Origin of the sequence: Novosphingobium sp. fls2-241-R2A-195 (genome assembly GCF_030209485.1) — a bacterium.
Classification (GTDB): domain Bacteria; phylum Pseudomonadota; class Alphaproteobacteria; order Sphingomonadales; family Sphingomonadaceae; genus Novosphingobium; species Novosphingobium resinovorum.
Genome location: NZ_JARVRY010000010.1, coordinates 43,186 through 65,440, shown reverse-complemented (window position 1 = coordinate 65,440; position 22,255 = coordinate 43,186). Strand labels below are relative to the sequence as shown.

Below are 22,255 nucleotides of genomic sequence, written 5' to 3'. Positions count from 1 at the left end.
GCCGCTGCAGAGCCTTACCAGTCCTTGGAAATCGTCAAGCTGACGAAGCGTCCGACCGGTGAGGCATTGGTCGAATCGTATTTGACGTAATAGGTGTAGCCGCCGCTCGGTGCCGCGTATGGCGGATGCCTGTCGAAGGCGTTCTGAACATTGACCTGAAATCCAAGCCCGCCCAGTGGACCTCGTCCTCGCGGAATCTTGTATCCTGCGGAGAAGTCGAGCGTGGTCAGCGCAGCGACCCACGCCGCCGGATTCTGCCTGTTGTCGGAAAGCCCGGATTGATGGCTGACGTAGGCACCGACGGTCAGTCTCCGGTCAGACCAGGTCACGCTTCCCCGCGCCCGAAAGCGCGGCGGATTGAAGACCGTGCCCGCGAGCGCGATATTTGCAGAATCCCCGGTGAAGTTCTGGTTGGACCATAGCCAGGCACCACTTGCTGCAAACGTCACCGCCGACGTGCCGTTGACAGGCAGTCGGAAATCGACGGCGAGATCTACGCCTTCAATCGTTTGATGCGCGGCGTTCGTATATCGACTGTTGATGATCGCAACGATCTTGGCAGGATCGTACTCTCCCGCGAAGTTGTAGAAATCCAAGGCATTGGACAAGACGTCTTCGATGTCGGCGAGGGTAGGCGAGTAGTTGACGGCGGGATCATATGCCGGATCGCTGAGCGCAGTGAACATGGCGGCGCCGGAGACTGGCTGGATGATGCGGTCGCGATATCCGATGTGGAAATAGCCGATGGAAGCGCGAAGCTGGTCAATAAGGCGAGGGTGGATGTCTATGGTTGCTGACCATGTGTTGGCATGTTCCGGCTTGAGGTCGCTATTGCCGCCGTAGTCGGTAAGGACGGTAGATCCCGCCGGAAAGCGTTCGCCTCCCATATAGCTGGTCGGATCGAGGTAGGCGCTGCGGTATTGATAACGCTGGCTGAGCGTGGGTGCCTTGAACGACTTGCCCCAACTCAGCTTGACGCTGAAATCGGAGGAAGGGCCATAAATGAGGCCAAGCTTGGGCACCGCAACGGAAGCCATGTGAGGATAGTGTTCGTAGCGCAGCGCTGCACTCAGGATCAATCGTTCGCCCAATGGGGATGCGTCGACTGGCAAAAGGACCGGCATCCTGAATTCCGAGAACCCGTAATAGCTGTCGATCGTGCCGCCATACCGAAATTGGGCGGACGAGGGCGAATAGTCGTAGCTATTATACCGATAGCCTGCGCCTACTACGACATCGACAGCGTGAGGACCGAAACCGGTGATAGCTCCGGCGACATACCCTTCCGGGTTGACGACCTCGTTTTTGTAGTAGCCGGTAGACCGGGAGGCGACATCGTCATTTAAGAGCGTGGTCTGATCGTAGTTCAGCTTGCTTTTGCCGTATGTGACCGAGGCATGGGCATCCCATCCGGCCCCGAGGTCGATACGAACAGACGGGGTCGCGGAATAGGAGGTCACATCGGGCCGGTTCTGATAGGCCACGCCGTAGTCAGTGACCTGCGACATGAAGGATTGCCGGTTGCTGTATGCGGCGTCGATGGAAAACTCCGCCGTCGAGGAAATAGCCTGATGCGCGCTGGCGACGATGCTGTCCTGGTTGACGCGGGGATAGAGCGTCCCGCCATTGGGCATGTCTGCCGTATACTCGCGATCATCCGAGTAAATGGCGCTGTTGGCCTGATGGCTGTAGGCCAGTGTCACGCCGCCGCTCGCCCAGGTTTTGCCTGCGACGCCGGAAAACTGCTTCGTGAAATCGCCGCCATCGGTCGCTCCGCCCACCGTGGTGGTCAGATTTGCGCCGTCGTAATCCCGCTTGAGAACGACGTTTATCACGCCGCCGACCGCGTCCGAGCCGTAGATCGCCGATGCGCCATCGGCGACGACATCGATCCTCTCGACCCCCGCCAGCGGCACCGCGCTTATGTCGACGGCCTGGACGAATGACCCGTATGACAGGCGATGTCCGTTCAGCAGTACCAGCGTCGCGTCTCCGCCCAGGCCGCGCAGGTTCGGCATCGAACTCGCATCCATGTTCTGATTGGCGATGCCATTGGCGCCGGGCGATACACCGGGGTTCTGCCCACCGCTGAAGTTCTGCGGCAGGGCACGTATCGCCTCGCCGAGATCGACCTGCCCAGCCGAACGGATGTCCGAGGCCTGCAGCCTGATGGTCGGTGACGCACTGTCCTGCGACTTGATATGCGTTCCCGTGACGACGATCTCATCGTCGTTTCCCGCCAGCGCCGGGCTGCCAATGGCGCGTATGATGAGCGCTCCATCGATCACTTCTGCCGTCAGCCGCGTACCGTGCAGCACTCGCTTCGCGGCATCGACCGGTAGGAAGCGCCCTTTCAGTGGCTTGGCGAATTTGTCCTGTAGCGGATCGGCCGGTGCCGAAAATTCAAGGCCGCTCAGGCGAGCGATTGCTCGCAGCGTCTCCGTCAAGGATTGAGCGGGCAGGTCTAAAGCCACCGCCCGATCGGCTTGAGCCATCACGGGCACGCCAGTTGCCAACGCGCAAGAACCGACACCTACAAGAAAGCTGCAACGAAGCGCTCGCATTCTATCCCCCATTGTCCAGATGGCGCACCCAATGGCGGCCATGTGGAGCTAGACGGGAGAAATTTCGCAGCGAGCGGCGCCGACGTCATTTCTTGAGAATTATGCGTTCTGCTCCTCGAGACTCCAGCTTCAGTCCCAGAGCGCGGGAAAGATGTTTGGCGACGCTCTGCGGATTACGGATGTGCAGTTCCGCGCTGACGCGCATCTCGGCGACATCGGGCGAAGCTGCGATCAGCTTGACGTTCGAATAGAGGTTAACCTCTGCAAGGATGGCGCCAATGGTTTCATTGTCATAGCTTTTCACGCCGGTGATCCACTGCTCGTCATTGACCGGTGCCGGCTCTACGGTAGCCGTCCCGCTTTGCAAGATGGCTGCGGAATAGCGAATTCGCTGTCCGGGATTAAGATAGCGCGTTGTCCCGGCGGTGTCCTTCGTTGTCCCTTGGCACGGGGGTGTGACGGCGACATGTCCCGTATACAGGACAACGTCCATCTGGCAGCGGCTGCGTCGTTCGACACTGAACCGGGTGCCGAGCGCGGTAGTCGTACCTTCTTCCGTTGCAACGATAAATGGGCGGGAGCGATCATGGGCAACGGAGAAAATGGCCCGGCCATGATCGAGCGTGATATCACGTCGGTCACTGCGGAACGAAACCGTCAGTCGGCTATCGGAATCGAGCGTCACGATTGATCCGTCTGCCAGTGCGACCTGTCGAACTTCGCCTGTCCTCGTGGTGAGAACGAGCGGGCCGTCGCCGCTCCGGGGCGCAGACGAGGCAAGCGGCCCGGTATCCGCATGTCGGCGCAGGTTCTGTCCCGAAACGATGTGCGCCCCGAAAAGGAGGATGGCCGCTACAGAGGCCGCGATCGCAACCCGGCTCAGCAGTTTGGCACGCCGATGCTTCTGCCGCGCACGTACGGTTCTGGCTGCGGGGTCAATCGTGCCTGCCAGTGCGGCTTCCACGATGTCGAATTCCCGGCGGTGCTCCGGGTCCTGGGCACACCAGCGCATCGCCGCGGCGTGCAATGCCGGGCTTTCCTGACTTTCCAGCACCCAGCGCCGGGCCTGCTGCTTGATGGTAAGCGGGGGATCAGTCTGGGTCATCGGCCTTCCATGCACTCCATCAGATGGTCCAGCGTCTTGAAGACCCTACGTTTGACGGCCCATTCGCTGAGCCCCTTCGTTCGTCCGATCTCGCGAAAACTACAGCCCTCCACGCGGTTGAGCAAAAACATTTCCCGATCGAGCGGATCGAGCATCTCAAGTACACTTGTAATAACCGCGACGTCCGTTCGCGCCTCAAGGACACGAAGCGGATCGAAAGGAGTGGGAAGCTCGGCTGCCTCGGAGAGCGGGCTCTTGAGTGTGCTTACACGGCTTGAGGATAAATCCGCATGGTCTCGTAGCAGGTTGATCGCGATGCGACGCAAATAGGCTTGCGGGGTTCGGAGGATCGTTGCGGCGCCGCTCCTGAGGAAGCGGAGAAAGGTTTCCTGCGCGAGTTCATCGGCTTCTGCGCGGCAAACTGAGTTACGCTGGAAATAGCGGACCAGCCATCGACGTTCTTCGCGATAGAAGCGCGCGAATTCGTCTGTCGTCGCGCGATCGATCCGATCCGTGGTGTCGCTGTCGGCGTGGATGTCATTGGCCATGGTAGCCACCATGGCGCGTACCATCAAAGCACGGTGAAAGCGGAGCGCAACGCACTAACCCGCCTGCCGGCATTCTACTCACACCTGATTGTCGTCGAGGCCCCATCCGTCGCACCTATGTCCACTCGGGGCGACGGCCGAAGCCGGATGTTGGAAACCTGCCTGTCGGTCAGGCGCATGCGCCTTTACCGTTGCCGGTTGGACATACGCACATGCCACCCGGCCGTAAACCCGACCGAGTTTCGACAGGATTGAGGTTTCCACGCCCCGCTCCCGGCTTTCACGGGAGCAGGTCCATTTGCACATGGAAGGGGCAAGGAGGCAAGCGGGAATTGACACGGTATGTATCGAACACCGTTTCGCGTCGAGGGGGTCGCTTGGCCCGGGGTATGATATGCAGGTGACCTCTTCCTGGTCCCGGGCCAACGAGGTGAGAATTGTGTGCGCCTTGTTGACGGGGTTGGGTGACCAAGTTTGATGGGGCCAAGGACAAAAGTCAGCTGAAAGCGGGGGTTATTTCGCGATTTCAGTACGAGACTCGCCGGAAGGGCGCCCTTTCTCGACCGCTTGGCACTGCGGTTTTCATTTCCGAAACCGCGCATTCGCGAAATTCAGTAAAAAACGGCCGCCTTTGGGATATTCGCGACAGTCCGCTTCGGAGGGTAAAGCGGTGATTGCGGACGCCGAATTGTTATGTACCCCTCGCTCACTGTCGGCGACATGGCAGGCCTCTCTTCCACTTGAGCTCCTGTAATCAGGCGTGGCCAGCTCGTGCATAAGAGGGATCGACCTGTTCCGGCTTGGCTTCGTCGAGCGGGACGCCGTCGTGCAGGTAGGCCGGCGCTTCGATCAGGATGAAGGCGATGCGGCAGACCTGGTCGGTGGTGTTGCGCCACAAGTGGTTGGTTCCGCGCTGGACGATGATACCGCCTTCGTGGACCGAGCGCTTGTGCCCGTCTTCCAGTTCCAGCTCGATCTCGCCCTTCAGCACGATGCCGTAGTCGATCGAGTTGGTGCGATGCATCGGGCTTTGCGCATGGGGCAGCATGTCGACCACGCGGATCACCGAGCCGCCGTTCAGCGTCACGCCGGTCGGGCGGTCGCGTCCGTCGGTCTCGTCGTTGTTGTCGGCGGGGACGGTCTCGGTGCTCCAGATGGTCAGCATCGCCGCATCGCCCGAAGGCACCATGCGCGGGGCGCTCACGTCCTCGGAGCGGAACACTGCGCGGCCGTTGTCGTCGTGGCCGGTGACCACCCGCTGGACGCCGGGCAGGCCGGAATCGGAAAGGATTTCGCTCATGCCTTCATCACCTTCTGTTCGATCACGCCGAACGGCGCACTGCCGTCGGCCAGGGTACCCTGCATGCGCACCGTGTCGCCGAAGCGCATGAAATCGGTGCGCGGCTCGCCGAAGTCCACCAGTTCGATGCCGCGCCGCTCGGCGATGCAGGAAGAGCCGATCTCGCGGTAGTTGGCGTTGGAAACGGTGCCCGACCCGATCACCGTGCCCGCCACCAGATCGCGCGTGGCGCAGGCGTGAGCGACGAGTTCGTGGAAGCCGTGGTCCATCGGTGCACCGTTGGCGGCGCCGAAGCGGCGGCCGTTCCAGTCCACCAGAAGGTCGGCGCAGACCCGTCCGTCACGCCATTGCTCGCCCAGTTCGTCCGGGGTGACGGCGAAGGGAGCCATCGAGCAGGGCGGTTTGGCCTGGACCCAGCCGAAGCCTGTCTTCATCTCCGGCCCGGCCAGTTTGCGCAGGGACCAGTCGTTGATCTGGACGATCAGGCGGATGTGCCCGAGGCAATCCTGCGCCGAAGTGCCCATCGGGACGGCATCGACAATCACGCCGAACTCGCCCTCGAAGTCGAGGCCGAACTCCTCGGTGGGGAAGCGGACGTCCTCGGCCGGGCCGTAGAATTTGTCGGACGTGCCCTGATACATCAGCGGCTTGCCGGTCTTGACCGAAACCACGCCGAGGGCCTTGTCCATCAGCTCGCCGTGACAGGCGAAGGCCGAGCCGTCGAGCCACTGCCACGCGCGGGGCAGCGGCGCGCGCAAGGTCGCGGGATCGAGTGCCTCGGGATAGTCCGTGATCCCGGCGAGGGCAGGGGCTACCGTGCCCCAGTGCTCCATCGCCTGTTGGAGGGTGGCGACGGGCGCCGGGGCGCAGGACGCGCCATCGGGTGCAACGAGGACGAGGCGCCCATCCGGCGTGCCGTTATCCAGTGTGGCCAGTCGCATCTTCCAGCAATCTCCCGGGCGCCGATCAGGGTGGCGGCGTGTTCATCGTTGTCGGCTACCGGACGGGGGGACGGGCGACAACGGCACAGGATCGATACCAAGCCATCGATAACATGCGTTGGTCTGTATTCCTGTCCGGAGCCTAGGGCAGGGCATGATGCGCAGCGCTCCGCTGCTGTCGCAAAGGCCCGTTCAAGCGCAGGAAAGCTCATGTTCGAACCGTTCCCCGGAAACTACGTCTGGAACCTCGCCACCAATCTCGCGCTCGTATGCGGGGGCAATCATGGCGAGATCGACGAGGCCAACCGGCCGATCATGGAAGCCAGCAAGGCGGGCGCCGACGCCGGTTCCGCGCAGATGTTCGACAGCTGGATCAGCGTGGCCGATCAGGTCGCCGCCAATGCCGCCGCCGACGAGGCCGAAGGCTTCCTGCTTTCGGCAGGCACCAAGTACCTGCGCGCCTCGGGCTATTACCTTGCCGCTGAGCGCATGCAGAGCCGCGACTACGCGCCGCGCTGGGTTGCCTACGACAAGGGTATGGAGCTGTTCCACAAGGGCGCTGCGCTGCGCGGCATCCATGTCGAGAAGGTCGAGATTCCCTACGAGGGCGGCAGCTATACCGGCATCTTCCACCATGACGGCTCGGGCACGCCGCGCCCGACGCTGGTGTCGGTGAACGGGCTCGATTCCATGAAGGAGCAGGTGTTCATGGCAGGCCATGCTCAGTCGAACCTGGAGCGCGGCATGAACACGCTGTTCGTCGATCAGCCCGGCACCGGCGAGGCGATCCGCAAGCGCGGCCTGCCCGCCGTGTTCGACGGCGAGCGCTGGGGTACGCCGGCGCTGGAATACCTGCTGACCCGTGACGATGTGGACCATGACCGGATCGGCATTTTCGGCCTCTCGTTCGGGGGCTATCACGCGCCGCGCATCGCCGCCAACGAGCCACGTTATGCGCTCTGCGCGGTGATGGGTGCCAACCACGTCTGGGGCAAGCGCCAGCGCGAGCGTGTGGCGAACGAGGGCGAAAACCCGGTGCCGCATTACTGGGATCACGTGAAGTGGGTGTTCGGCTTCGATGATCGCGATGCGCTGCTCGAATATACCGATCAGGTCGATCTCACCGGGCAGGTCGAGAAGATCCGCGTGCCGTTCCTCATCACTCACGGCGAGAACGATCGCCAGATCCCGGCGTACAACGCGCCGCTCAGCTATGATCAGGCGTTGAACAGCCCCAAACGCCACATGCGCATGTTCACGAAGGCCGACTTCGAGGTCGAGCACTGCGGCGCCGACAACGGCACCGGCATGCGTGATTACATCGCCGACTGGTGCGCGCAGACTTTTGCGGAACTGGGCGCGGAGGGGCGCTGATGGCCGAATTCTCCTTCCATCACGGCGGCGTCTCGGTGCCGAGCCTCGACGAGGCCATCGACTGGTATGGCCGCGTTCTGGGCTTCGAAGTGGAGAAACGCTTCTACATCGCCCCGGCCAGGGCGCATACCGCGATGGTGCGCAAGGGGCCGCTGCGTTTCGAGCTGTTCGAAGTGGAGGGCGCCGCGCCCCTGCCGGAGGAACGCCGCTTTCCGCCCAGCGACCTCAAGACCCACGGCAACAAGCACGTGGCCTTCCGGGTGGAGGATCTGGAAGAATTCCTCGCCGAGATGGAGGGCAAGGCGGTGGACGCCGCGTTGGTCGTGCGTGAGGCTTTTGGCAAGGGCTGCTTCATCCGCGACTGCGCGGGCAACCTGATCGAGTTCGTCGAGGAGCCCGACGCATGATCCACGAGATCGCGACGATCACTATCGATCCCGCCCGTGCCGCAGGCTTCGAGGCGGCGGTAGCGGCGGCGAGGCCGCATTTCGAGGCGGCGCGGGGCTTCGTTTCGTTCGCACTGGAACGCTCGATCGAGAGCCCGGAACGCTACCGGCTCGTCGTCGGCTGGCAAAGCGTGGAGGCGCACATGGTCGACTTTCGCGGCTCCGACGGCTTCCAGGCGTGGCGTGAACTGGCCTCGCCGTTCTTCGTGGGCGCCGTGGCCGTGGAGCACACCATCAGGGTGAGCTGACCAAACGAGGGGAAAGGGATCGCGGGCGGGAGGCATTGTACTCCCACCCGCAAACTGCATCAGATCGCGTGCTCGTCGTCCTGCGTGATCTCGGCGAGCCTGCCGTTCACCGGCTGCTTGCCCGCCTTGGTCTTGCGGAACGGTTCGAAGCTGCTGCGGTCGGCGTCGAAGGTCATGTCCCAGGGAATGTCGTCGCCCCGGAAGATCGGCGGCGCATTGTTCGACCACAGCAGAGAGCCGAAGCGGAAGTCCCACGCACGCGGAATCCAGTTGTCGTCGAGGTAGTCGGTATCGGCATGATACTCGGCCTCGCCGGCATGGCCGGGCATGTCGCAGTAATAGTAGATGGCGCTGGAGATACGGTGGCGGGAGATGCCGCCCGAACTGTTCATCGTCTCGTTCTTCCAGCCCTTCTTATCCATGATGTTGGCGCCGAGCATGACTTCGTCGATGTCGTCCATGCCGAAGGCGATGTGCATGAACTTGAAGTGATCGGGCGCGATCGGCAGGTCGCAGTTCACCCAGAAGATCGAGTGATGCTCGTACGTCCCGCCCGCGCGTGAGAAGATGCCCACGCCCTTCGAATGATCGACGTAGCGGAAGCCGAAGTGCCGCTCGTAGAACTCGAAGCTGCCGACGTAGTCGGGCGAGAAGAACACGACATGGTTGATCGTCTTGGGGATCGCCTTGTGGCGCCAGATGCGGTGCTGGTTGAAGCGCGGATGGCTGGCGGGGGTGTTGACCGGGCTCGCCTCGCTGGTGAAGGTCTTCTTGGCCCAGACCCGCAGCGCGATCGGCTGGCCGTCGGGGCAGACGGCATGGACGGTGCCGTCCGCATCGCGCGTCACCGCGACTTCGCCGGCGAGGCTGGCGGCGATCCGCTCAAGGTTCTCCGCCGTATCGACGCCCCAGACGGTTTCCTTGAGGCCGTCGCCGGGGAACGGGTCGGGGGAGGGCAGGCGCGCGTCGCCGTGGCGCAGCAGCACCAGCGTGCTGCCGGACGCGAGGCGAAACACCGTTTCGTCGTCTCCGGCGGACTCCAGGGGCAGGCCGAAGTCGGTCCAGAAGCGGGTATGTTCGGCAATGTCCGCGACGCCGAAGACGACGCTTTCAACTCCCAAGATGCTCATCTTTTCATGATCCTGTGGCTGGCAATGTTCCCGTTGTGGGGCCGTTGGCGCCACGGGAAAATCGCAAGTTCTGGGATCGCACCTATCGAGCGCGCCGATGGTGCGGCGGGGTGGCCGGGACAGGAGCCACCCCGCCCGGGTGCCTCATCCGCCTTTGCGGAACAGCAGGGTCAGGAGCAACCAGATGGTCTTCGCATCGAGCAGCTTCAGCGCGGCACGGGCTTCGGCGGGGGTCACCTTGGCGACCATCGGCATGGCGCCGAAGATCTTGCCGCGAATGACGAGGTTGTCGCCGTCGCGCTCGAGCTTGCGCACCGCCATCAGTTCCTTGTCCTGAGCGTCGAGGATCTTCATCACCGGCGCCTTCTTCTTCGCGTCGCTCATCACACTGCTCATCACACTGGCCTCCCGCAGACCTTGTCGTATTCGATGTCGAGATCGTCCATCATCTGGATCGCGGTGGCCCGCCCGGCGCCGAAGACGCCGCCGCCCGGATGCATGAACGGCCCGACGAGGTAGAGCCCCTCGATCCCCGGTACCCGCAGCGAGCCGAGGTCCGGTGTCGGCCGGTGCGCGACCGACTGATAGAAGAACGGCGCGCAGCCGTGAATGTCACCCTTGAGGAAGCTTGTCGGGCTGTCGCGCTCGTGGTCGACCGGAGAGCGGATCAGGCGCCCGGTGATGTTGTCGTCGGTGAGGTTCGAGTAGAACTTGCGGTACTGGTTCAGCGCCTTGTCGGCGATCTCCTCCTTGCGCGCGTCCCACGATCCGGGGCCGTCCGGGTAGAGGTCGTAAGGCGCGAAGTTGACGCCATAGAACACGCCCGCGCCCTCGGGGGCGCGGCTGGGGTCGAAGATGGTGTTGTCGCCGCCCGCGATCAGCCGTTCGGACACTTCGCCGCGCCGCAGCTTGTCATACTCCAGGCACATGTCGCGCACGGTGTAGAAGTCCATCAGCTCGGTCATCATCGCATTGGTCTCGTTGCCGACCTTGAGCCTGAGCCGCTCCTTGAGGGTGAGATGCGTGAGGTTGATCGAGAAGGTGGACTGCGTCACCCGCTCGGCGCGCTGCAGCACCGGTTCGGGGGTCTCTGAGACGAACTTGCGCAGGACATGCGGGTGGATCGCGCCGATCACGCCATCGCGGGCGGTGAAGGTCTCGCCGTCGATCAGTTCGAGCCCGGTGGCCTTGCCGCCGGAGACGATCACCCGGCGCACTTCGGCGTTGCAGCGCACTTCGCCGCCGAAATGCTCGATCGCGCGGACGAGTGCATGGCTCAACTGGCCCGAGCCGCCCTTGGGCATCGAGCAGCCGTAGGCGTGGATGATCCCCGGCATCAGGAATGCGCCCATGCCGGTGCCCAGTTCGTCGGGCATCTGCAGGTTCTCGGTCACCATGCGCACGATGTGGATGCGCAGCAGGTCGCTTTCGAAGTACTGGTTCACCACGTCGAGCGCCGAACGCTGCATCACGTCGAGCAGGAAGCGGCCCTCGTCCGACTGGTCCATCATCGCCATGAAGGCGCCCATCGGGAACGGCGGGGCATAGAGCCCGGACATGAACATGGGCAGGGCCGCCATGCTCGCCTGCGCGAACTTGCGATAGGCTTCCGCATCCTTCGGAGAGAATGCGGCGATCTCCTCGCAGGTGCGGTCGAGGTCGCGCCACGAACGCACTATCGTGCCGTCTTCGAAGATCGAGGCGTGGGGCAGTTCGGGGTAGAAGTATTCCAGCCCGAACTTGCCGAGCAGGCCCAGTTCGTCCTCGCGCAGCATCGGATTGCCCTGGATCATGATATGCACGTTGGAGTGCTCGTCATGCCAGAAGCCGGGCTGGATCAGCTCGCGCGTGGAAACGCCGCCGCCGTAGTGTGGCTTGCGTTCGAGGACGAGCACCTTCTTGCCCGCCTTCGCCATGTAGGCCGCCGCGACGAGCCCGTTGTGGCCGGCGCCCATGACGACGATGTCGTAAGTGCTCATCAATGTTCTCCCGAGAAGAAGGCCCGGAACTGCGCGATTCCGGGAACGTGGCTGGCGCAGCCGCCATCGGCGACGAGCACCTGGCCGGTGATGTTGCGGGCGGCGTCCGAGGCGAGGAAGGCGGCGGCTTCGGCGATGTCCTCGGGCGCGCCGAGGGTGTCGCGCAGGGTCTCGCTCTCGACCGCGACGCGTAAAGGCGGCGGGAAGGCTTCGCGCAGCGCCCGGGTCATCGTCATGCCGGGCGCGATGGCGTTCGCGCGGATGCCGTGGATGCCGTGGCTCGCGGCGATGGCGCGGGTCATCTGGATCACAGCCGCCTTCGAGGAGGAGTAGGCCGCCTGGATCATGTGCCCCTGCAGCGCGAGGTTGCTGACGGTGTTGACGATGTTGCCGCGTGTCTCGCGCAAGTGCGGCAGGGCGGCGCGGCAGGCGATCATGGTGCCGCGCACGTTCACCGCATAGGTGCGATCCCATAGTGCGGTCTGCATGGTCTCGACGTCGTTGTCGGCGCGCGCGATGTCCGGCCCCAGCAGCGCGGCGTTGTTGTGCAGCACGTCGAGCCGGCCGAAGTGCGCGACCGTGTCGGCGATCATCGCCTCGATCGAGGCCTCGTCCTCGAGATCGAGCCGGACGGCGATGGCGTCCGGCAGTTCGTCGGCAAGGGCCTGCGCGGCCTCGAAGGCGATGTCCGCCACCGCGATCCGGGCACCGCGCGCGGCCATCAGGCGTGCCGTGGCGGAGCCTATGCCGCCTGCGCCGCCGGTGATGATGATGACTTTCCCGTCCAGTCGGGTGGCGTCGACAGCCATGCAATTCTCCCATCTCGAAGCCATTGGTTGACCTCGTCGTCGCCGGTCATAAAGTGCGGTGCGATGGTGAGAAGACGGCACTTTTTTGTACCCTTGGAAGGGGCGGCGCGATGAAGGACGGCGATGCGGACAGCGCTCGGGATCGTCCGCAGGAGCGGCCGGAGATCGTCGCGCTGGCGGCGGATATGGCGGTGCACGGCACCGATCGGGACGCGCCGGTGCGCAGCGTCATGGGATTGCTAGGCGACCGCTGGTCGACGCTCGTGCTGCTGGTGCTGGCGAGCGGCCCGTGCAGGCACGCGGCGCTGCGGCGGCTGCTGTCCGAGCTGTCGAGCGAGGGTGCGGTGTCGCAGCGCGTCCTGACGCTCAAGCTGCGCGCGCTGGAGCGTGATGGCTTCGTGGAGCGCACCGCGACTTGCGATGTGCCGCCGCGCGTCAGCTATGCCCTGAGCCCGCTGGGGCAAGACCTGGCGGGCAGGGCGCGCGGCATGATCGACTGGGTCAACGCCCACGAAACCGTGATCCTTGCCTCCCGCGCCGGTTTCGACGCGAGGGAGGCGGACTGACGTTCGCGCTTACTGGGCGTGGTTCATCCGGTACTCGGCTTCCAGCGTGTCACGCTCCAGCTGCGGCACGGCGAGGGGCACGACGTTGGCGGGCTTCTCGACCTTGCTGGATGCGATCGTCTGGAGCCGCTCGACCACCCAGCGCAAGGGGCGGTCGTTGGCGTTGGAGATGTGCCACTGCAGTGCCTCGCGGATCGGCGGGAAGTCGAACGGCACTTCGCGGATGACCAGCGGCATCGTCCTGACCACCTGCTCGGCAAGCCGCCGATGGATCGTCGCGATACGATTGGTGTTGATGACGAGGCCGGGCAGCGAAAGGAACGTCGGTGCGACGACTTCCACCCGGCGCTGCTGCTTCTGCCGCCGCACGAACCAGTCGTCGAAGGACGGGACGCGGGCCTTGCCGAAGCGGGCGGTGACGTGGCCGAGATCGAAATAGGCCTCGCGCGTCATCGTGCCCTGCATCGCCGGGTTCTGCTCCCAGCCGACGACGACGTAGTCGTCCTCGAAGAGGATCAGGCTCGGGTGGTCGGCTGAGATGGCGTAGTCGATCGTCAGCAGCAGATCGACGTAGCCGCGCTCCAGCGTGTCGATCGGGTGATCGTTCATCGGCTGGATCTCGAAGCGCATGTTCGGCGCCTCGCGCCCGATTTCCGCGAGCGCTTCGGCGAGCAGGACTTGCGTGGAGTAGTCGGAGGCCATGATCCGCACCTGCCGGTCGGAGGAGGCGGGATCGAAATCGGGGGCGATGGCGATCGTCGTGCGGATCTGTTCGAGCACCACGCGGACCGGCTCGATCAGTTCCTCGGCGCGGGCGGTGAGGATCATGTTGCGCCCCTTCACCACGAGGAGATCGTCGGCGAAGTATTCGCGCAGCCGCCCCAGCGCGCTCGAAGTCGCCGACTGCGACAGGCACAGCCGATCGGCTGCGAGCGAGACGCTCTTTTCGGTCAGCAGCGCGTCGAGCGCCACGAGCAGGTTGAGGTCAAGTCTCCCGAAACGCATCGCCATCTCCCGCGCCCTTCATGTTGCTTCGGCTATTCCAAAGTCGAGAGGGCGCTGGCGACGAGCGTAGCAGCGTCGCCGTCATGCGCAAAGCCCGCGCGTTCCGCCGCCGGGGTCGAAAGCGGCGGCTGGGCGGCAAAGGCGGCCTCCAGCGCGGCATCGGGCGCGTAGGTCACAAGTTGCGCGGACACGCCGCTCTGGCGCGCGAGTTCCTGCGCCAACGCGCCCATCGTCACGCATTGCGCCGGCAGCGTCACCGCGCGCGTGGGCGGCAGCAGCGCGGTATCCAGAGTGAGGGCATGGACGAAGTTGTCGGCGCAGCGCGCGACCGATTGCGCCCAGATGGTGCCTTCGGCGGACACCGGACAAGTAAAGGGCTCGCCCGCGCGCAGGACATGAAACAGGTCGGACATGAACGCGGACTTCATACCCGAAGGCCCCTTCGGCCGGGCCAGGATACCGGGCAGGCGCACAGTCACCCCGTCGATCAGGCCGCGATTGGAGAACATGGTGACGGCATGCTCCATCATCGCCTTGTGCCCGCCGTAGATCATCCGGGGCGACAACGGCGTCAGGTCGTCGACATGGTCCGGCAGCGGATCGCCGAACACCGCGATCGAACTGGCGTAGACGACGCGCAGTCCCGGAGACAACGCTGCGGCTTCCTCCAGCAGATCGTACATCGCATCGATATTGATACGGCGGGAGGCGGCTGGATCGGCCTCCGCCGCGCCGCCGGGGACGGTCGCCAGATGGACCAGCGCGTCGCAGCCGTCACCCAGCGCTTCGGCGCGGACGGCGGCGTCGCCGAAGTCCCCGCCGACCGCGCGGGCGCCCTCGGGAATGCCGCCCGCATGGCTATCGATGCCGACGACCTCGTGCCCGGCTTTGAGGAGGCGGCCCACGAGTTGACGGCCGACGAACCCGCCTGCTCCGGTGACGAGGACTTTCACGTAATCGATCCTTTCAGGATGAGAGAGTTCAGAAGCTGGCCGAGATACGCAGCCCGTAAGTGCGCGGCGCAGTGTAGCGGGCGATCGCGAAGCCGATCGGCGAGGACTGCGGCGTCGCCACCCGGCGCTTATTCTCGATGTTCTGGACGTAGACGCCGACCGACAGCCCGCCGTCCGACTGGCGCAGCGCCAGCCCGGCATCGGTCAGCCAGTAGGCACGGATCTTCTCGAAATCGAGATATTCGAAGGCGCCGTACTGCGAGGACCGCCATGAAGTGTTGACGTTGCCGACGAGTTCGAAGCTGTCGCTGACCGGCACGATCTGCTCGACGCCGAGGTTGATCGTCCACTTCGGCGAGAACAGCAGCGGACGGCCCGAGCAGTCGAACGCGAGGATCGGCGTCGTGCCGTCGCTCAGGGTGTCACCGGTCTGGCTGGAGGAGCAGTTGATGTTGTCGCGCGGGCTGGCGGTGACGAGGGTGAGCTGCTTGTACTCGGTGTCGAGATACTGGACCTTCGCCGACAGTGTCGTGTGGTGCAGGGGCTTTGCCATCAGGTCGATGTCGAAGCCCTTGATGTCCGCGCGCCCGGCGTTGTCGATCGTATTGATCAGCACGCTGTCGGGCGACACGGTGAAGTAGTTGATCTGCTGATCCTTGTACTTCCAGTAGAACGCTTCGAGGTTGAGCTGGATCTTGTTGTTGAGGAAGCGGTTCTTGGAGCCCACGGTGTAGGCGGTGATGAATTCGGGCTTGTAGCTCGGGTTGCCCTCCGAAAGCTGGAAGCCGCCGGCGCGGTATCCGGTCTCGATCGAGGCATAGAGCAGTGACTGCGGGGCGACGTCGAATTCGGCGCCGGCCTTCCAGGTGACCCGGCTGTAGCTGCCCGAATCGACGACCGGGTAGTAGGTCTTGAGCACCAGCCCGGTGCCGCTCAGCAAAGGGTAGACCTGATCGCTGGCTCCATCGGTGCTGCCGCTGGCGATGTAGCCGTTGGAGATCAGCCAGTTCACCGTATCGCCGGTCGAAGTGAAGTTCGGGAAGTTTGGAATGTTGCCCGGCGTCGCGCATCCGGCCGCGAAGGAGGCCGGGGGCGTCGTCGGCGGAATGCCGCCACAGAAGGCGATGAAGTTGTTGATCAGCCCGTCGATCGATTTCTTGTCGCGCGTGTAGCGCAGGCCGCCGGTGAGGCGGAACGTGTCGCTGAGGTTCGCGGTCAGCTGTCCGAACCCGGCCCAGCTATGCGTCTTGTGCGTGTAGTGCTGGATCGGCAGCACGAATTCCTGATTGTAGACGCCGACATTGCGAATCTTCTCGTCGAAGAAGAACCCGCCGATCACGTAGTCGAACATGCCCGCGGTGCCGGAGAGGCGGGTTTCGAGGCTGACCTGGCGGTCCTGCTCGTTGGTGTATGCGGTGTTGAAGGCGGGGCCGTAGAACAGGCTCTCGGCGTCCGACTTGCGATAGGCGGGCAGGATCGTCAGCGTGCCGATGCCGGTGTCGAGCGTGACCTCGGCATTGACGCCCCAATATGTGTTGTCGCTGTACTGCTGCTCGTTCATCGCGGTCAGGAACCCGAAGCCCGGCGCGCCGAGCTGGGTCTGGCGATAGGCGTTGGCGGCATCGGTGTTCATGCCCTCCGACGAATCGAGACCCGATGACGCGAAGGTGTAGCCATCCGCTCCCGGCGTGAACGCGCCGATGTAGCTGGCACCCGAGCCTACCCCGCCGACATGGGTATAGTCGCCGCCGAGGCGAATGCTCAGTTTGTCGGTCGGTTCGAACAGGAACTGCGCGCGAAGACCCGTGCGGTTGAGGTCGTCGCTGCCGTCGCGGTTGTAGCCGTCATGGTACTGGCGCGTGGCGGCGACGCGCAGGGCGGCGTTGTCGCCGATCGCGAGGTTGGCGAAGCCTTCCGCGCTGACCGCATCGTAATTGCCGGCTGACAGCGTGAAACCGCCATGGTTGGCGCCCAGTTCGGGCCGGTTGGGCAGGATGTTGACCGCGCCGCCCGTCGCGTTGCGCCCGTAAAGGATGCCTTGCGGTCCCTTGAGTACCTCCACGCGGGCGAGATCATAGAATGCTGCACCGAAGGCGCCCGCTGCACGGCCAAGGACGACGCCATCGTAGCTGGGGGTGACCGCCGGGTCGTTGTAGCTGGAATTGGTGACGTTGCCGACGCCGCGCAGGAAGATCGAGGTATTGGAGCCGCCGCCATTGGTCACGGTCAGCGCCGGTACTGCCTTGTTGAGCGCATCCGCCTCGGTGATGCCCTTCTGGATCAGATTGGCGCCGCCCACGGCGTCGATCGCGATCCCGGCGTTTTGCAGCGTCTCGGTGCGACGTTGCGCGGTGACAATGATGTCACCAAGGCCCGCATTGTCGGTTGCCTGCGTATCGGCGGCCTCTTGCGCCAAAGCGGGTGCGCCACAGGCCAGGCCAGAAAAGGCGAGGACGACGAGACTCGAGGATGTGATGAATTGTTTGCGCATGGCGCTGCCTCCCAAATTGCGTCTGTTCTTGGGGCCGGGCTAGCCAAGCGTGCAGGTTTGGTCACACCGATTGTATGGATGCTGAGCCATCCACACTTCGGATTTGTGCGGCAGCGCGGTCTCGTTAGGTCTTGCGGCATGACCAGGGAGAGCATCAGCAGCATCGCCACGGCGCTTGTCGTGGGCGGAGGGATCGGCGGCATGGCGACGGCCATCAGCCTTGCGGAGCGCGGCGTCAGGGTGGACCTGATCGACCTCGATCCGGAATGGCGGGTCTACGGCGCCGGCATAACCATCACCGGGCCGACCTTGCGCGCCTATCGGCGCCTTGGCCTGCTCGACGAGATCAAGCAGGCCGGGGCGATTACCAACAAGACCCGGCTGTTCCGCTTCGATGGCACGCACCTCCACGATCTGGAGGAGCCGGTCATCGAGGAAGGGCTTCCCGCGACCGGCGGCATCATGCGCCCGGTGCTGCACCGGATCATGCAGAACCGCGTCCGCGCGCTGGAAATTCCCGTCGGGCTCGGCCTGACGGTGACGGCGCTGGACGAGGTCGAGGGCGGCGTCGATGCGACGCTGTCGGATGGCAGCACGGGGCGCTACGACCTTGTCGTCGGCGCAGACAGCGTGGCCTCCGGCATCCGCGATCTGGCATTTCCGCACATGGGGCCGCCGCAACCGACGGGGCAGGGGTGCTGGCGCATCTCGATCCGCAAGCCGCCGGGGCTCGATGCGGGCGAATTCTTCCTCGGCCACGACAATCCCTCCGGTATCACGCCGTGCAGTCCCGACAACGTCTACATGTGGATGCTGACCCGGCATGAAGAGCGTGAAAGCTTCATGGACGATGAGGAACTTTTCACGACGCTGAAGGGCCTGCTCGCCGAATTCGGTGGGAGCGCCGGCTGGATTCGCGACAACATGACGCGAGATAACTGGATCAACTACCGTCCGCTCGCCGCGGCCCTGCAGCCTCGGCCCTGGAGCAATGGGCGGGTGGTGCTGGTGGGCGACGCGGTTCACGCGACGACCCCGCATCTCGCATCCGGCGCTGGCATGGCGGTGGAGAGTGGGCTGGTGCTGGCGGAGGAACTGGCCAGGGCGGATACCGTCGATGCTGCGCTGTCTGCCTATGAGAATCGCCGGTTCGAGCGTTGCCGCGACGTCATCGAAAGTAGCGTCGGGATTGGCCGTCTGCAACTGGAGCATCGCCCGCCCGAAGAGCACAAGGCCCTGCTCGAAGGCGCGCTGATGCGGCTCAACGAACCGTTCTGAAGGGAGCAACTACGCAGCCACCGTCCTTCCGGGCGGTGGCGTCTTGCAGGCTTAGCCTCGCCAAACCCGCTCGCCGCTCTCGAGCGTCAGGATACCGGGTGCGATGCGGGCGCTGCCGCGCACGATGAGTTCGCCGGGAAAGGTCTGTGTCCCTTCGAGCGCGGGCCGACCGGCGATGGCCTGCAGCAGCGCGGAGCAACCCGCGTCGACCATGTGATCGACAGGCTGCGCCAGCGTCGTCAGGGAAAACACCGGCCAGCGCGCGATCGCAACGTTGTCGAACCCGACCAGCGATATATCATGCCCGGGAACCATGCCGCGATCGCGCAGCGCATGAAGCGCGCCGAGTGTCATGTGATCGTTGACGCAAAACAGCGCATCGGGCGCAGCCGACTCGTCCAGCAGGGCGTGAGTTGCGGCGATGGCCCCCTCGAACGTGTATTTGCCAGAACGGACCTTTGGCGGCGGCAATCCGGCGGCGTACAACGCCTGGCGGAAGCTGGCGAGCCGGGTGATGCTGGCCGAACTCTGGGTGACACCCGTGATCACACCGAAACGTTCGTGCCCGGCTGCGACAAGATAGCGCGCGACGAGCGCGGCACCCGCGCTTTCGTCAGCTGAAATGCCCGGTGTCGCCCCGCTGGGGTCGATGTTGTTGAACATCAGGACAGGAACGTTCGCTTCCCGGCACTCGGCCGCGACCCGGCTGGCGAGGCTGGAAGACGCTAGAATCACGCCGTCGAGACCGTAGCCAAGCAGCTCGTCCAGCATCGGGTCGAGGTCCGCCTCGCCATGGGTGACGAACAGCAGCAGCCGGTAGCCGGACTGCGCGAAACGGTCGGAAAACTTCTCGATCACCTCAGGATAATACTGGTTGTCGAGGTGGGTGACGGCGATGCCGATCATGCGCGAACGCTGCGTTGTCAGCGAACGGGCGGTGTTGCTCGGCCGGTACTTGAGCCGCTGCGCTGCATCGAGAATGCGCAGGCGCGCCTCCTCCGACACCAGCCCGCCGGTGAAGGCACGGGACACGGCCGATTTCGAGACACCTGCCAACCGTGCAACGTCCGATCCAGTAGCGCGCGCCTTCAAAGTCCTGTCCCCCTTTGGCACCTCCATCGCATGCCTCGGCGCTCGCGATGCAACCGAAAAATGGATAGGAAGAGTTCTAGCGTTTCAATTGGACGAATGCCTCCGGCTCGCCCACGTTCCGCGCCAATATAAATGTGGGGAGAATGATCTGATGGCGCGCAGCACTTTTTTTGGCGTGTCGGTGGGAGCGGTTGCAGTGATGCTGGCAACGCTGCCCGGCGCAGCGTTCGGTCAGGCAACGGACGAGGAAGGCAACGGACGGATCAACGAGATCATCGTCACCGCCCAGAAACGCGAACAGACGATCCAGGATACGCCGCTGTCGGTCTCGGCGGTGAGCGGTGACGAAATCCAGCGCAAGGCCCAGGGCTCGCTCGATGCCGTGCTCAAGAATGTCGCCGGTGTCGAGGTGCAGGGGCTGGCGCAGGGCGCGCAGATCTACATTCGCGGCGTCGGCTCCTCGATCGATCCGACTTTCGCCGACCCGGCTATCGCGCTGATGGTGGACGGTGCCTACAACGGTCGCACGGAATCGGTGCAGAGCGCATCCTATGACATCTCGCGCGTCGAGGTGCTGCGCGGGCCGCAAGGCACGCTCTATGGTCGCAATGCCTCTGGCGGCATCGTCAACGTGATCACCCGCGATCCCTCGCTGACGGAAAGCCTGAGCGGATACTGGACGGCGCAGTTCGGCAACTACGATCACGTGCGGGGCGAAGGCGCGATCAACGTGCCGGTAAGCGACGCGGTCGCATTGCGCGTCGCCGGCTACCGGGAAAAGCGCGATGGCTTCGTGGACGACGGGTCGTACGATTCCGACAGCTGGGGCCTGCGTGGCAAGTTGCTGCTGGAGCCCACCGACTGGCTGCGCATAGTGCTCAAGGGCGACGTCTATCGCGCTCGCGGCAAGGGGGCCAACACGGTTCCGGTCGCAGGTTCCGCCGGCAACCTGACATTCCCGCCGCCGTACTTCTTCACCAACTTCGACCCGTCGATCACCGATGGTCCGCCGTTCACCGGCGGGGTGCCGATCCAGCGCTTCCCCAACGGCTGGGTGCAGGCCGATCCGGGCAATGCCTGGTCGAACGACGCAGAGCACGTACCCGGCTACATCCGGCGCAAGGCGGAGACGTTCTCCGCCCAGATCGACGCCGATCTCGGACCGGCCACGCTGACCCTGCTGCCAAGCTACTCGCGTTCGGCCAACACGCTGGTCAGCAGCTTCCTGTTCGGGTCGGTGCTGCCCTTCGTCGGCCCGACTTATACGATCGAAGGCAACGACAACTATTCCGACCAGACCACGGGTGCGACCTACAAGTCGATCGAAGTGCGGCTGGCTTCCAACGGCAAGGGGCCGCTGCAGTACGTTCTGGGCTTCTACTACCTGAAGTCCGATCCCAACGACTATGTGCTGGAAACCACCGGCGCGACCAATGACGGGCAGGCCTATACCCTCTCGAATACCTTCCAGCCGGGGGATACGATCGCGGGCTTCGGGCAGGTCACTTATGCACTGACCGATGCACTGCGGGTCACGGGTGGGCTGCGCGTCAGCCAGGACAAGATCGCACAGGGCTATTCCATCGCGATCGGCGGGACGGATGCGGGCACTTACGATTTCGCGCAGAAGCAAAGCTCGACGCAGTACAAGCTGGGCGTGGAATACGATCTGGCCGAGAAGTCGCTGCTCTATGCGCACTATTCGACCGGCTTCAAGCAGGGCGGCATCTCGCCGACATTTCCCCCGATCGCTTTCAAGCCGGAAACGCTCAAGGCGATCGAGATCGGCGTGAAGAACACGTTGTTCGACGATCACCTGCTCTTCAACGCGGCGGTTTTCCATTATGACTACAAGAATTACCAGTTCGGCGTCTTCCAGGAGCTGAACATCGCCGACCGTGCGGAGACGGCTAACTTCTCGGTCATTCGCAACGCCGGGCCGACCACGATCAAGGGCGCGGAAGCATCCGTTGAACTGGCGCCCTGGAAGAACGGTCGCTTCACCGCCTCAGTCACCTACCTCGACGCGAAGTACGGGGATGCGCTGCTGCCGAACAATCCGTTCGTGAACCAGGGCGAGGTGAACCTCAAGGGCGCGCAGATCCAGAATTCGCCGGACTGGTCGGGCAACATCGGGCTCGAGCAAGGCATCGAGATCGGCGGGGGGATGCTCACGCTGGGCGTCAATTCGCATCTGTCCACCGGCTACTACGTCACGCCGGAGCAGTATCTGCCGGGAGCCTATCAGAAGGGCTACACCCGCACCGATGCCAGCGTGCGCTACGAGATCGACGGCTTCACCATCAGCGCGAACGTCAAGAACATCGAGGACAAGGCTCAGACCACTTACGTCTTCCCGGCTTACCGGCGCTTCATCACCGCGCCGCGAACGGCGGTGCTGTCGGTCGGGTACAGGTTCTGAGACC

Annotated in this window: 19 protein-coding genes; 6 read left to right on the top strand and 13 right to left on the bottom strand. The window is 64.1% G+C overall.

Annotated features, from left to right (window positions below; all coding sequences use genetic code 11):
* Positions 1-14: 14 nt before the first annotated feature.
* From QRN25_RS09275 to QRN25_RS09255, 5 genes are all read right to left on the bottom strand, one after another.
* Complete coding sequence (locus QRN25_RS09275; protein WP_285019017.1) at positions 15-2,495, bottom strand: TonB-dependent receptor plug domain-containing protein; 2,481 nt, start codon at positions 2,493-2,495, stop codon at positions 15-17.
* Between the two features lie 154 nt (positions 2,496-2,649).
* The gene (locus tag QRN25_RS09270; RefSeq protein ID WP_285019014.1) at positions 2,650-3,669 is read right to left on the bottom strand and encodes a FecR family protein; all 1,020 of its coding nucleotides are present in this window, start codon (positions 3,667-3,669) and stop codon (positions 2,650-2,652) included.
* Positions 3,666-4,217, bottom strand: coding sequence for an RNA polymerase sigma factor (locus QRN25_RS09265; RefSeq protein WP_285019012.1), 552 nt, complete (start codon positions 4,215-4,217; stop codon positions 3,666-3,668). The genes QRN25_RS09270 and QRN25_RS09265 overlap by 4 nt, the downstream gene beginning before the upstream one ends.
* Before the next feature lie 754 nt (positions 4,218-4,971).
* Positions 4,972-5,517, bottom strand: a complete 546-nt coding sequence (locus QRN25_RS09260) for a cupin domain-containing protein (protein WP_285019011.1) — start codon at positions 5,515-5,517, stop codon at positions 4,972-4,974.
* Positions 5,514-6,458, bottom strand: a complete 945-nt coding sequence (locus QRN25_RS09255; protein ID WP_285019008.1) for a fumarylacetoacetate hydrolase family protein — start codon at positions 6,456-6,458, stop codon at positions 5,514-5,516. Before QRN25_RS09255 ends, QRN25_RS09260 begins: the two co-directional genes overlap by 4 nt.
* Positions 6,459-6,668: 210 nt before the next feature.
* Between QRN25_RS09255 and QRN25_RS09250 the strand changes: the two genes are divergently transcribed.
* From QRN25_RS09250 to QRN25_RS09240, 3 genes are read left to right on the top strand one after another with little or no spacing between them, the layout of a single operon-like run.
* On the top strand, positions 6,669-7,832 hold the full coding sequence (locus QRN25_RS09250; protein ID WP_285019006.1) for an alpha/beta hydrolase: 1,164 nt from the start codon (positions 6,669-6,671) through the stop codon (positions 7,830-7,832).
* Complete coding sequence (locus QRN25_RS09245; RefSeq protein ID WP_285019004.1) at positions 7,832-8,239, top strand: VOC family protein; 408 nt, start codon at positions 7,832-7,834, stop codon at positions 8,237-8,239. The genes QRN25_RS09250 and QRN25_RS09245 overlap by 1 nt, the downstream gene beginning before the upstream one ends.
* Positions 8,236-8,526, top strand: a complete 291-nt coding sequence (locus QRN25_RS09240) for an antibiotic biosynthesis monooxygenase family protein (protein ID WP_285019002.1) — start codon at positions 8,236-8,238, stop codon at positions 8,524-8,526. Before QRN25_RS09245 ends, QRN25_RS09240 begins: the two co-directional genes overlap by 4 nt.
* Before the next feature lie 59 nt (positions 8,527-8,585).
* Here QRN25_RS09240 and QRN25_RS09235 read toward each other — a convergent pair whose 3' ends face one another.
* The 4 genes from QRN25_RS09235 to QRN25_RS09220 form a co-directional block, all read right to left on the bottom strand.
* Positions 8,586-9,656: a VOC family protein gene (locus QRN25_RS09235; RefSeq protein WP_285019000.1), complete on the bottom strand. Its 1,071-nt coding sequence runs from the start codon at positions 9,654-9,656 to the stop codon at positions 8,586-8,588.
* Between the two features lie 144 nt (positions 9,657-9,800).
* A complete protein-coding gene (locus QRN25_RS09230; protein WP_285018998.1) occupies positions 9,801-10,052 on the bottom strand; it encodes a hypothetical protein in 252 nt (83 codons plus the stop codon).
* Complete coding sequence (locus tag QRN25_RS09225; RefSeq protein ID WP_285018997.1) at positions 10,052-11,635, bottom strand: phytoene desaturase family protein; 1,584 nt, start codon at positions 11,633-11,635, stop codon at positions 10,052-10,054. The genes QRN25_RS09230 and QRN25_RS09225 overlap by 1 nt, the downstream gene beginning before the upstream one ends.
* Positions 11,635-12,444 (bottom strand): SDR family NAD(P)-dependent oxidoreductase, encoded by an 810-nt coding sequence (locus QRN25_RS09220; protein WP_285018996.1) that lies wholly within the window; start codon positions 12,442-12,444, stop codon positions 11,635-11,637. The genes QRN25_RS09225 and QRN25_RS09220 overlap by 1 nt, the downstream gene beginning before the upstream one ends.
* Positions 12,445-12,554: 110 nt before the next feature.
* On the opposite strand from QRN25_RS09220, the gene QRN25_RS09215 reads away from it, so the two are divergent.
* Positions 12,555-13,010 carry a winged helix-turn-helix transcriptional regulator gene (locus tag QRN25_RS09215; RefSeq protein WP_285018994.1) on the top strand — a complete coding sequence of 152 codons (456 nt, stop codon included), beginning with the start codon at positions 12,555-12,557 and terminating at the stop codon, positions 13,008-13,010.
* 9 nt (positions 13,011-13,019) lie between these two features.
* Here the strand turns inward: QRN25_RS09215 and QRN25_RS09210 are convergent, their stop codons facing one another.
* Genes QRN25_RS09210 through QRN25_RS09200 form a run of 3 tightly spaced genes read right to left on the bottom strand, consistent with a single transcriptional unit; the run spans position 13,020 to position 17,459 of the window.
* Positions 13,020-14,015 carry a LysR family transcriptional regulator gene (locus QRN25_RS09210; RefSeq protein WP_285018992.1) on the bottom strand — a complete coding sequence of 332 codons (996 nt, stop codon included), beginning with the start codon at positions 14,013-14,015 and terminating at the stop codon, positions 13,020-13,022.
* Positions 14,016-14,047: 32 nt separating this feature from the next.
* On the bottom strand, positions 14,048-14,968 hold the full coding sequence (locus QRN25_RS09205) for an NAD-dependent epimerase/dehydratase family protein (protein ID WP_285018990.1): 921 nt from the start codon (positions 14,966-14,968) through the stop codon (positions 14,048-14,050).
* 28 nt (positions 14,969-14,996) lie between these two features.
* The gene (locus tag QRN25_RS09200; protein WP_285018987.1) at positions 14,997-17,459 is read right to left on the bottom strand and encodes a TonB-dependent receptor; all 2,463 of its coding nucleotides are present in this window, start codon (positions 17,457-17,459) and stop codon (positions 14,997-14,999) included.
* 138 nt (positions 17,460-17,597) lie between these two features.
* On the opposite strand from QRN25_RS09200, the gene QRN25_RS09195 reads away from it, so the two are divergent.
* Positions 17,598-18,737 (top strand): FAD-dependent monooxygenase, encoded by a 1,140-nt coding sequence (locus QRN25_RS09195; protein WP_285018984.1) that lies wholly within the window; start codon positions 17,598-17,600, stop codon positions 18,735-18,737.
* 51 nt (positions 18,738-18,788) lie between these two features.
* On the opposite strand, the gene QRN25_RS09190 is transcribed toward QRN25_RS09195, so the two are convergent.
* Positions 18,789-19,856 (bottom strand): LacI family DNA-binding transcriptional regulator, encoded by a 1,068-nt coding sequence (locus tag QRN25_RS09190; protein ID WP_285018981.1) that lies wholly within the window; start codon positions 19,854-19,856, stop codon positions 18,789-18,791.
* A 124-nt stretch (positions 19,857-19,980) separates the two neighbouring features.
* Between QRN25_RS09190 and QRN25_RS09185 the strand changes: the two genes are divergently transcribed.
* Positions 19,981-22,251 carry a TonB-dependent receptor gene (locus tag QRN25_RS09185; protein WP_285018978.1) on the top strand — a complete coding sequence of 757 codons (2,271 nt, stop codon included), beginning with the start codon at positions 19,981-19,983 and terminating at the stop codon, positions 22,249-22,251.
* The last annotated feature ends 4 nt before the right edge of the window (positions 22,252-22,255 follow it).